Source organism: Jutongia sp., assembly GCF_057878315.1.
In genome coordinates this window covers 25,317-36,151 of the sequence record NZ_DBLXSO010000029.1, presented here as the reverse complement: position 1 = coordinate 36,151, position 10,835 = coordinate 25,317, and the positions used below count along the sequence as shown (strand labels likewise).

6 protein-coding genes are annotated in these 10,835 nt (G+C 48.2%); 5 read left to right on the top strand and 1 reads right to left on the bottom strand.

Annotation, left to right across the window (positions count from 1 at the left end; genetic code table 11):
• Positions 1 to 237: 237 nt before the first annotated feature.
• Complete coding sequence (locus tag ACZLMD_RS08350; RefSeq protein ID WP_482522774.1) at positions 238 to 1,002, bottom strand: shikimate dehydrogenase family protein; 765 nt, start codon at positions 1,000 to 1,002, stop codon at positions 238 to 240.
• A 269-nt stretch (positions 1,003 to 1,271) separates the two neighbouring features.
• On the opposite strand from ACZLMD_RS08350, the gene ACZLMD_RS08345 reads away from it, so the two are divergent.
• From ACZLMD_RS08345 to ACZLMD_RS08325, 5 genes are all read left to right on the top strand, one after another.
• Positions 1,272 to 2,321 carry a S66 family peptidase gene (locus ACZLMD_RS08345; RefSeq protein WP_482522773.1) on the top strand — a complete coding sequence of 350 codons (1,050 nt, stop codon included), beginning with the start codon at positions 1,272 to 1,274 and terminating at the stop codon, positions 2,319 to 2,321.
• Between the two features lie 184 nt (positions 2,322 to 2,505).
• Positions 2,506 to 2,964 (top strand): MarR family winged helix-turn-helix transcriptional regulator, encoded by a 459-nt coding sequence (locus tag ACZLMD_RS08340; protein ID WP_482522605.1) that lies wholly within the window; start codon positions 2,506 to 2,508, stop codon positions 2,962 to 2,964.
• A gap of 2 nt (positions 2,965 to 2,966) precedes the next feature.
• Positions 2,967 to 7,040 carry an efflux RND transporter permease subunit gene (locus ACZLMD_RS08335; RefSeq protein ID WP_482522772.1) on the top strand — a complete coding sequence of 1,358 codons (4,074 nt, stop codon included), beginning with the start codon at positions 2,967 to 2,969 and terminating at the stop codon, positions 7,038 to 7,040.
• A gap of 23 nt (positions 7,041 to 7,063) precedes the next feature.
• A complete protein-coding gene (locus tag ACZLMD_RS08330) occupies positions 7,064 to 8,503 on the top strand; it encodes a CCA tRNA nucleotidyltransferase (protein WP_118560750.1) in 1,440 nt (479 codons plus the stop codon).
• A 173-nt stretch (positions 8,504 to 8,676) separates the two neighbouring features.
• Complete coding sequence (locus ACZLMD_RS08325) at positions 8,677 to 10,812, top strand: glycoside hydrolase family 13 protein (protein WP_243100622.1); 2,136 nt, start codon at positions 8,677 to 8,679, stop codon at positions 10,810 to 10,812.
• Positions 10,813 to 10,835: the final 23 nt, after the last annotated feature.

Genomic DNA, 10,835 nt, shown 5'->3' with positions numbered 1-10,835 from the left:
ACAGCGATCTCGTGACAGCGATCGAGCAGCAGGATTTTGAAAATGACAAGTTGCAGGAGTTCAAGAAGAGATTCTTTGATGACCTCGATGGAAGATCCACGGTTCGTGCCGGTGAGCTGATCGTGGAATGCACGAAGAAATAATATGTAATGATGCAACATCATATAAAAAGGAGTTCCCTGAAGAATTGCCAAGGGAACTCCTTTTTTGTAGGAAAATGCCTGTGATATCCGCAAACTACTTCTTTTCTGCGATCATTTTCTGATAGATCTCATCGATCCGGGCGGGATCTAACTTTGTATCAAGGAAAAACTCCACGGCGTAAAGCGCCTGTGCCACAAGCATTTCCAGTCCGGTTACAGCTGTGATGCCAAGGGATTTTGCCTGCGCGGTAAGCTTTGTCTCGAGCGGATTGTAGATTACATCCAGCACAGCATGGCAGTTTGTGAATGTTGTAAGATCCAGCGGGGACGCGTCCGTGTTCGGATACATGCCGACCGGTGTCGTGTTGACGATTACCTCTGCATCGGTGTGATGTGCAAGACATTCCTCGTAGGTGATCGTGTCCGGTGTGTCACGGCGGGATACCAGCTTAATGCCGGCGGCATTCAGATGCTTCAAAACGGCAATGACTGCCTTGGCGGCGCCACCGTTGCCAAGTACGAGACATTTGCAGCCCTCAATGCGGATGTTGTGCTTCTCGATCATGTAAAGAAAGCCGGAAAAATCCGTGTTGTGTCCTTCAAGGCGACCGCTCTTGTTGACGATCGTATTGACCGCTCCGATGGAGGCGGCGTTATCGTCCATCGCGTCCAGATAAGGGATGACATCCTGTTTGTAAGGGATCGTCACGTTGATTGCCTTAAAATCGTGCTTTGTCATAAATGCATCAAAGTCCTCTCTGCTGACCGGGCAGAGATCATATGTATAGTCTGCAAGCTGCTCATGGATCTCCTTTGAATAACTGTGTCCGAGTTTCTCTCCGAGTAATCCGTATTCCATAGTAATTTACATTCCTTTCCTGACCTGTGGGATCTGATAAACATATATAATAATGGGGCAAAAGGTCTTTGGCACCCAATAGATGCACGAACTGCTCCACTGCATCATATGTTTATTATACGTCATTTCCGGGGGAAACACCAGTGGGAAGTAAAGATCGCCAAACGGAGAAGAATATGGTATGATGCAAGGGACAAAACAGATCGCAGCGGAGCAAGCCGCAGCATCATTATGTGTAATAGAATGAATAAAGCAAAAGGAGAAAATTTATGAGATATCCGAACAGTCTGCCGCAGAATGGAACGATCGGCTGCATCGCGCCGTCCTTTGGCTGTAATATTGAACCATACCGGAGTGCATTTGAGAATGCGCAGAAGACATGGAAAGAGATGGGGTATAAGATTTTAACCGGACCAAACTGCTACGAGGGAAGCGGGATCGGCATCAGCAATACGCCGGAGCTTTGCGCTGCGGAGGTCAATCACTTTTTTGCCGAAGAGGACTGCGATGTGATCCTGTCCTGCGGTGGTGGAGAGCTGATGTGTGAGGTTGTTTCCCATATTGATTTTGAGCGGATCGCCAGAGCAAAGGCAAAGTGGTTTATGGGATTTTCGGATAATACAAACCTGACCTTCCTGCTGCCGACGCTGTGCGATATGGCAGCGATCTACGGACCGTGCGCACCGGCATTCGGTATGCGAGAATGGCATCCGGCATTAAACGATGCCTGGGGGATCCTGACCGGAGAAAAAAGGCAGGTGCAGGGTTATCCTTTGTGGGAGAAGGAATCGAAGAAGGACGAGGAGCATCCGCTGGAGCCGTATCACGTCACAGAGAAGAAGACGCTTGTGGTGTGGCAGGAAGGAAAGAGTGCAGCTGAGCTGGAGGAGTTTACCGTGAAGGGGCGTTTGATCGGTGGCTGCCTTGACTGTCTGGACACGCTTGTCGGAACGCGTTTTGACAAGGTGGCAGAGTTTAATGAACGCTATAAAGAGGATGGTATGATCTGGTTTATGGAGGCATGCGACTTAAATCCGATGGGAATCCGCCGCGCACTCTGGCAGCTTAAGGAGGCCGGATGGTTTCAGCATGTAAAGGCATTTCTGATCGGCAGACCGCTCTGCTTCGGTGAGGAATTTCTGGGTCTTGACCAGTATCGCGCAGTCTATGATGTCTTAAAGGGATTTAAAGTGCCGGTGATCATGGACGCAGATCTTGGTCATCTGCCACCGTCCATGCCGATCATCAGCGGAGGACTTGCAGAGGTTTCCGTGGAGGAAAGAAAGATCGGAAGAGACCTTGTGATCCAATATTTATAGAAATTTTATAAAATAGAGTTGTAAAGAGATTGACGCAGAGAACAAAGAGGAATATACTTCAAAATTGAAATATTTAATTTTGAAGTATATTTTTATGTATAGGAAAATGTTCGTAACATAGTGTGATGCCGATGAGAATTGCAGAGTAATTCTTGGAGGCCAGAGAAAGGAATGTAGGAATGATATGAAAGACTATCTAAGCAAAGCGGAGGATTTTCAGAGATATCTCGAAAAAGCCAGCGAGGGAGTATGCAAAAAATATGACATTACAATTACAGGACTGCATATCCTCGGCTTTTTAGGAAAATATCCCGACCGGAATACGGCGAAGGATATTTGCAGTTTTCGGTTTATCAAGAACAGCATTGCATCCATGACGATCGATAAGCTGGTCACCAAAGGATATATTGTCCGGGAATGCGATGCGAAGGACAGGCGGGTGCAGCGGTTAAAGCTGACGAAAATGGCGGAACCGGTCATTGCGGACAGCTGTGAGATGCGCCGGCAGTTTCAGGAGCTGATCTTTGAAGATTTCAGCGAGGAAGAGATTGAACTGTTTTTGTCGATGTTAGACCGCATTTGCGAATCGGTGCGAAGAAGAGTGGAACGCGATAACGAGCAAAGAGAAGAAAAGGGAGTATAATCATGCCAAAATTTAGTGTAAAAAGACCGTACGTGATCCTGGTGGCAGTTGTGATGGTGCTGGTACTTGGCGGTGTCAGTTTCAGTAAGATGACAACCGATCTGCTGCCGAACATGAATATGCCGTATATGGTAGTGATCACGACATATCCGGGAGCATCCCCGGAGAAGGTGGAATCCGAACTGACGGATGTGATCGAAAGCGGCGTTGGTACGGTCAATGGTGTCAAGGAAGTGACGAGCACCTCAAGCGAGAACTACAGTATGGTAATGCTGCAGTTTGAGGATGATACCAATATGGACAGCGCAATGGTCAAGGTGACCTCGGCGGTCAACCAGCTTGATCTGCCGGAGAACGTGAACAATCCGATGGTCATGGAGATTTCCATGGACATGATGGCAACCAAGATGGTCAGCGTTGATTACAAGGGCAAGGAAGGCTATGAACTGACTCAGTATGTGCAGGATAATATCATTCCTGAGTTAGAACGTCAGGACGGCGTGGCAAGCGTTCAGGCATCCGGACTTGTGGAGAAGTCTGTGGAGGTGAAGCTTAATCAGGATAAGATCGATGATGTCAACGGAAAGATCCTAGAAAAGACAGACAGTACATTAAAGGATGCCAAGGCAAAGATTGATGACGCCCAGAAGAAGTTAGACGATGGCAAGAAAAAGCTGGAGGAGCAGAAGGAAAACTTAAATATCCAGCAGACCGATAGGAGCAACGAGTTAGCCAAATACAGCAAGCTGATGGATCAGGCGATGGCAAATAAGGAAGCGTACACCTCACAGGTGACCAGCCTGAAAGCGAGTCAGACAGCATTGAATACAGAGCTTGCCGCTTACCGCAAAAATAAACTGGAGTCTTCCTACAATCAGATCAACAGTTCCTTTGCGGAGGCAAGAAAATCCCTGGAATCCGGAGACGGTTACAAGGCGATTTACGATCAGGTTTATCAGCAGGTACTGATCGCCGCCGTGCAGAATGCGATGGAGCAGAGCGGCAGTAAGACAACCGTAACGGCAGATAATGTAAATCATCTGCTCAGTCAGATGGGAAGCGCGGCGGATGAGATCAAAAAGGCAGCGACCCAGACGGCAGAGACCACAACAAAGCAGCAGGTTGACAAGCAGCTTGAATCGATTCCGACCGATGTGAAAGATGCGCTGGATCATCCTGATAAGCTCAAAGCAATGCAGGACATGATGAAGCAGCAGGGACAGACCGATGCAGCAAAGAATCTGACCAAAAAGAACCTGCAGACCATGTATGAAATTGTTAATACAAGAATCCCGCAGATCAATACAGAACTTGCCAATTTAAAGATCAAGATCAAAACAGCAGAGGCTGTGCTTGCACAGGTAGAGAAGTCGATCAAAAAGGCAGAGGGGAAATATGAGCAGGTCGAAGCCGGAAAGATCACGGCAGCGGCAGCCTTTGGCGCGGCGAATGCGCAGATCGCATCGGCAGAAACTACTTTAGATAACAGCAGCAAGGAGCTTGACAAGGCAAGAAAGTCCTACGAGAAATCCAGAAAAGAAGCCCTTAAAAAGGCAAATCTGGACCAGCTTCTGACACAGGACCAGCTTGCCAACATCCTTAAGGCAGAGAACTTCTCCATGCCGGCCGGCTACATCAGTGAGGATGGAACGCAGTATCTGATCAAGGTCGGCGATGAGTATAATAACATTAAGGAATTGAAAAATACGTTATTAACCAATATCAAAGACATTGGAAATATCCGTCTGAGCGATGTGGCAGATATCACGGTCATTGATAATGCAGAGGATAATTATGCAAAGGTCAACGGTAATGATGCGATTATTCTGAGTGTTTCCAAGTCAAGTACCGCAGGAACATCCTCCGTATCCAAACGGTGTGACCAGAAGATCAGGGAGCTTACGAAGGGGGATAAAAATCTTCGTATCGTCAGCCTGATGGATCAGGGTGATTACATCAAGATCATCATTAATTCTGTTTTATCCAATCTGATCTTTGGTGCACTTCTGGCAGTGTTGGTACTGATGCTTTTCCTGAAGGATGTGCGTCCAACGGTTGTTGTGGCATTCAGTATTCCGCTCAGTGTGCTGTTTGCGATCGTGCTGATGTACTTTACAAATATTACGATGAATATTATTTCACTGTCAGGACTTGCGCTCGGTGTCGGCATGCTTGTGGATAACTCGATCGTTGTCATAGAGAATATTTACCGTCTGCGCAACAAGGGCGTTCCGGCTGCGAGAGCGGCGGTGATGGGAGCCAATCAGGTAGCGGGAGCAATCTTTTCTTCTACACTGACAACAATCTGTGTTTTCCTTCCGATCATCTTTACGGATGGACTGACCCGTTCCATCATGCAGGATATGTGTCTGACGATCGCATATAGCTTATCTGCCAGCCTGATCGTGGCTCTGACGGTAGTGCCAACTATGAGTGCAACTGTTCTTAAGAAGGAAAATACAAAGAAGCACCGTTTCTTTGATGCAGTGATCAATGCTTACGAGAAGGCAGCGCGCTTCTCACTGGCGCACAAGGCAGTTGTACTGGTTGGAGCACTTGTACTTCTGGTATTCTGTGTGCTTCAGGTATTCCGTATGGGAATCGTTATGATGCCGGATATGGCGAGTCAGCAGATGTCGATCTCCGCGACAATGCCGAAGGAAAACTCCACAAAGGAGGATCATGAGACAGCGGATCAGATTCTTGAGATCGTCAGCGGTATTGAGGGTGTGGATACAGTCGGCGGCGTTATGACCTCCGGTGCATCCGTGATGTCTACCGATGACAAGTCCTATACCTTTGAGATTCTTTTGAAGGAGAAATATGCAAAGAAGAACAAGGAGATCGCAGATACGATCGAGAAGAAGCTCAAAAAGCTTTCTCTGAAGGACTATACCGTTTCTGCTTCCAATATGGATATGTCAAGCATGCTTGACTCCGGATTAAACATTGAGATTTCCGGAAAAGATAACGACAAGCTGCTTGAGATCAGCGAGGATATCATGAAACTCGTTGAGAAGCAGAAGGGCTTTAAGGATGTTACGAATGAGCAGGAGGACGGTGATACCGAGTACGTTGTTACGGTCGATAAGGATAAGGCAATGAAATGCGGTCTTACCGTGGCACAGGTATATCAGGAGCTTGCCTCTGCGCTGACGACAGAGAAGGATTCCACGAAGATCACCGTTGAGGATCAGCAGTATAATGTAAAGATTGTCGATGAGCGTGACGAGCTGGATACCACAAATCTTTCCGACTATGAATTTGAGACAACCTCTATGAACGATCAGGGCAAGGAGGTTACAAAGACCTATAAGTTGAGCAGATTTGCCAAGATTACAAAGGGCAAGAGTGTTGAAAGTCTTAAGAGAAGAAATCTGGTCAATTATGTATCCGTCACGGCGGATGTGGAGGATGGATATAATGTCACATTGTTGAGCCGTAAGCTGCAGAAAGAGATTGACAAATATGATCTTCCGGCAGGCTATACCATCGATATGGGTGGTGAAACGGAAACGACGAAAGAGATGGTCAAGAACATGCTTCTCATGATCACACTGGCGATCGTATTTATCTATCTGATCATGGTAGCGCAGTTCCAGAGTCTTCTGTCACCGTTTATCGTTATCTTTACGATCCCGCTTGCGTTTACCGGCGGACTTCTGGCACTGCTGATCTCCGGTCAGGAACTGTCCATGATGTCGCTGATGGGATTTCTGGTGCTGTCCGGTGTCGTTGTAAACAACGGTATTGTGTTTGTTGATTATGTCAATCAGCTTCGTCTGGACGGTGTGGATAAGAGAGAGGCACTGATCGAGACCGGAATCACGCGTATGCGTCCGATCCTCATGACGGCATTGACGACCATTCTCGCAATGAGTACAATGGTATTTAGTCACGATACCGGCTCTGACATGAGCCGTGGTATGGCGATCGTTACGATTGGTGGTCTGGCATATGCGACGCTGATGACATTATTTGTTGTACCGGCATTATATGATATTTTCTACCGCAAGAAAGAAATGAAGAGAGTCGATCTTGGAGATGAGGCAACCTTGAGTAACAGTGACGAATAAACTGGAATGAAATGGGGGAGACGATGTCAGAATATAAAATGACAATGCCTCAGGAGGTTGTCAGGATCATAAATACGCTGGAGGAGCATGGATACGAAGCGTACGCAGTCGGTGGCTGCGTGCGGGACGCCATGCTTGGAAGAACGCCGGAGGACTGGGATATCACCACTTCGGCAAAGCCATTGGAGGTCAAAGCGCTGTTTCGCAAAACGATTGATACCGGTCTGCAGCATGGTACGATCACGGTCATGATGAACGGTGAGGGCTATGAGGTCACGACCTACCGGATCGATGGTGAGTACGAGGACGGCAGGCATCCGAAGGAGGTGGCATTTACAACGAACCTGAAGATGGATCTGGAGCGTCGTGATTTTACGATCAATGCGATGGCGTACAATGACCAATCCGGTCTGGTGGATGAGTTTGACGGTGTCGGAGACCTTAAGAAGGGCATCATACGCTGTGTGGGCGATGCCGGACAGAGGTTTGATGAGGATGCCCTCCGGATGCTGCGGGCAGTCCGTTTTTCCGGACAGCTCGGTTTTGTGATCGAACCTGATACACTGCGTGCCATGGAGGCTCGTATTCAGAACCTTGAAAAGATCAGTGCGGAGAGGATCCGTGTTGAAATGACGAAACTTTTAATTTCTCCGAATCCGGGGACGATCCGGGTGGCATACACCGCCGGTATGACGAAGGTATTTCTGCCGGAACTTGACCGCATGATGACCTGCGAACAGCAAAACCACCATCACTGTTATACGGTGGGCGAGCATTCGATCCATGGAATTGAGCGGATACAGAGTCTTATGGCAGGGGAGAAGCAGAATGAGCTTTCCGGCTATGCCAGTGAGAAGCTCCGAAAGCTCTGTGCGAGTCTTGATAAGAAGCAGTACACAATGCTTGTGCTGACTATGCTTTTGCATGATGTGGCAAAGCCTGCGGTGATGACACTTGATGACAACGGTGAGGGGCATTTCTACGGACACCCGGAGAAGAGTGCGGCGATGGCGCGCTCAATCTTAAAGCGGCTGACCTATGACAATGACACCATCGACACCGTAGTTCGTCTGATCCGTTACCATGATTACCGGATGGAGAACACAATGCGTGCGGTGCGACGGGCGGCATCAAAGATCGGCAGGGACATTATGTGGATGGAATTTGCTGTTCAGTATGTCGATGTGCTGGCGCAGAGTCCGGATACCATTTCAGCAAAGACGGCAAAGCTCGATTCGTGCATGAAAAAGTACGAGGAGATCGAAGAGAAAAACCAGCCGCTCTGTGTCAAGGATCTTGCAGTCAATGGCAGGGATCTGATGCAGGAGGGGATCAAACCGGGACCGCAGCTCGGGAAGCTCCTGCAGGGGCTTTTGGAAACAGTGCTGGAGGAACCGGAGAGAAATACGAAAGAGGAGCTTCTTGTGCTTGTAAAGGAGCTTGAAGACAGCCCGAATGACTGAGAACACGGAAGAATAAAGAGATCCCTGAATATGCAGAACTCAGCGGTCAAGAACTCAGCGGTCATTGAATAAAACTTGTGAAATGTGCGAAAATGATGTAGAATGGCTCTGTAGGCTCAAAATGAGAAAATGAGAAAATATGACAGATAGATTTTAGTTGATGGAGGCGGGTCATGGATTTAAATGTGCAGTTTTACAGGATGTCAAAGCAGATGAAGACACAGCTTTATCTGGATAATCTGACGACAATTTTCAATCCACAGGCACTGTTTGCCGATGGCACCGAGTTTTATCGCTGCCCGGCTGAACCGGATCCTTATGACAGAGTGAGACTGCGTTTGAGATGTGCCAGAGAGAATCTGGACAGTGTAATTCTTGTATTTAATGATGAGCGGATCGAGATGGAGAAGCTCTATAATGACCGGCTTTTTGATTATTATGAGACATTTGTGCAGCTTGGCACGGAGCAGGTGTTCTACTATTTTGAGATTCATTGCGGTCAGATGACATGCTATTACAATAACGTTGGTCTGTGCAATTCGGTGGAGGAGTATTACAATTTTACGATGACACCGGGATTTCATACACCGGACTGGGCGAAGGGTGCCGTTTTTTATCAGATCTATGTGGATCGTTTTTACAACGGCGACCGCAGCAATGATGTGGAGGACGATGAGTATTTCTACATCGGAGAGGGCACCAGCAAGGTGACAGACTGGAATAAGTACCCGGCTGCGATGGGCGTGCGTGAGTTTTACGGCGGAGATATTGCCGGCGTGATGCAGAAGTTAGACTATCTGCAGGAGCTTGGCGTGGAGGTTCTTTACCTGAATCCGATCTTTGTATCGCCGTCCAACCACAAGTATGATATTCAGGATTATGATTATGTAGATCCTCATTTTGGAAGGATCGTGAAGGATGAGGGAGAGGTGCTGCAGAGAGATGAGAATGGCAATCTCAAGGCGGACCCGACCTACCCGAATAAATCAGCCTCCCGTTATATCTGCCGTGTGACAGATAAGGAAAATCTGGAGGCGAGTAATCAGCTTTTCGCTGAGTTTGTGGAGGAAGTACACCGCAGAGGCATGAAGGTCATTCTGGATGGTGTATTTAACCACTGCGGTTCCTTCAATAAGTGGCTGGACCGCGAATGTATTTACGAGAATGCGCCGGGCTATGAGAAGGGTGCTTATGTGGCGGAGGATAGTCCGTACAACACTTTCTTTAAGTTCCGGGAGAGGCAGTGGCCGTACAATCCGCATTATGACGGCTGGTGGGGGCATGATACCCTGCCAAAGCTCAATTACGAGGAGTCACCGTCACTGTTTGACTATATTATGCATGTAGGACGCAAATGGGTGTCGCCGCCGTATAATGTAGACGGCTGGAGGCTTGACGTGGCAGCCGATCTCGGACAGTCCGGCGAGTACAATCATTACTTCTGGAAGGAGTTTCGCCGCAACGTCAAGGAGGCGAACCCGGATGCGCTGGTCCTTGCAGAGCATTACGGAGATCCGACCGAGTGGCTCAAGGGAGACGAGTGGGATACCGTGATGAACTACGATGCATTTATGGAGCCACTCACTTGGTTTCTTACCGGTGTGGAGAAGCACAGTGATGAGTATCGTCAGGATCAGCTTGGCAATCCGGATTCTTTCTTTGGCTCCATGCGTCATTTTATGACAAGATTCCATACGCAGTCGCTTCTGGTAGCGATGAATGAGCTTTCTAACCACGATCATTCCCGTTTCCTGACGAGAACGAACAGGAAGGTTGGACGAACCGCGTATCTCGGACCGGAGGCTGCCGGGGAGGGGATCGATAAGTCGATCATGCGTCTGGCGGTTATGATTCAGATGACATGGCCGGGAGCACCGACGATCTATTACGGAGATGAAGCGGGACTTTGCGGATGGACAGATCCGGATAACCGCCGTGCATATCCATGGGGCAGCGAGGATCAGGAGCTGATCGATTTCCATAAGGAGATTATCCGGATCCATAAGGATTATCAGGCACTGAAGACCGGATCGATCCTGTTTCTGCATGGTCAGTACAGCTTTATCAGCTACGGACGTTTCGATGAGCAGGATAAGTTTGTGATTGCGATCAACAGTGGAGAGCAGCCGGTATCGATCGATCTGCCGGTATGGCGTCTTGGCATGACCGAAGGAAACCGCATGGCGCGCCTGATCAATACAAGCCAGGATGGATTTTCATTGGAGACTGCAATGTACAATATTGAAAACGGCATTCTTCATTTAAATTGTCCGCCGAAATACGGTGTTGTCATTAAGAACTTAGTGTAGACCCGGAACAGACGGTTTCGGAT

Bases quoted from the DNA above. Each gene is read 5' to 3' on its own strand.
- ACZLMD_RS08350 (WP_482522774.1), bottom strand. From the start codon at position 1,002: ATGGAATACGGATTACTCGGAGAGAAACTCGGACACAGTTATTCAAAG.
- ACZLMD_RS08345 (WP_482522773.1), top strand. From the start codon at position 1,272: ATGAGATATCCGAACAGTCTGCCGCAGAATGGAACGATCGGCTGCATC.
- ACZLMD_RS08340 (WP_482522605.1), top strand. From the start codon at position 2,506: ATGAAAGACTATCTAAGCAAAGCGGAGGATTTTCAGAGATATCTCGAA.
- ACZLMD_RS08335 (WP_482522772.1), top strand. From the start codon at position 2,967: ATGCCAAAATTTAGTGTAAAAAGACCGTACGTGATCCTGGTGGCAGTT.
- ACZLMD_RS08330 (WP_118560750.1), top strand. From the start codon at position 7,064: ATGTCAGAATATAAAATGACAATGCCTCAGGAGGTTGTCAGGATCATA.
- ACZLMD_RS08325 (WP_243100622.1), top strand. From the start codon at position 8,677: ATGGATTTAAATGTGCAGTTTTACAGGATGTCAAAGCAGATGAAGACA.